Here is a 532-nt window from a genome sequence, read left to right as displayed (position 1 = left end):
CAGGCTCACATGAGTGGAACCCGAGTCACACTCGCTTTCTTTTATTTTAATGATAACGATAACAAGTGTTACAGCATACGTTGCCTCATTATCCCGCGGAAGAAATTGGCAAAGCTACCCGCTCCTTTAGAACTTGATGGAGTCGCAGTTGGTGGATCGGCTGATCTTGTAAGGGACGCTGACATTGCAGCGGGCGGGGAGTGCCTGAGCGTATTCGTCGTTGATGCCATAGTTATTAGCAGCTTGCTGAAGACATTTGCACACGGTTTGTTTGTCAAAGGTGGTGCTGGCAGAACCCAGAATGTTCCTCACTCCGCTACAGCACGATTCTGGAACATCTCCACCCTGCATCAGGTAAGATAGGCACGGTGCTAGGTTCACAGAAACATCATTGCATGACACGGCTTGCACCATCATTGGTGCACTCATCACAGCCATGCACATCAAAACCACACATGCAACCTTTAAGCTTGCCATAACTCAAAAGAACAAATTCCGAGACAAAAGTGATACTACAATGTATGTGTTTGTG

The 532-nt window shown here is 47.2% G+C and carries 1 protein-coding gene; it reads right to left on the bottom strand.

What is annotated here, in order from left to right; genetic code table 11:
* Positions 1–126 precede the first annotated feature (126 nt).
* Positions 127–414, bottom strand: a complete 288-nt coding sequence (locus IEW45_RS14960) for a non-specific lipid-transfer protein (protein ID WP_505692162.1) — start codon at positions 412–414, stop codon at positions 127–129.
* Between the last annotated feature and the right edge of the window lie 118 nt (positions 415–532).

The organism is Flavobacterium suaedae, assembly GCF_014642915.1.
Classification (GTDB): domain Bacteria; phylum Bacteroidota; class Bacteroidia; order Flavobacteriales; family Flavobacteriaceae; genus Flavobacterium; species Flavobacterium suaedae.
The sequence above is the reverse complement of the archived record's forward strand: the minus strand, read 5'-3'. Positions and strand labels throughout refer to the sequence as shown.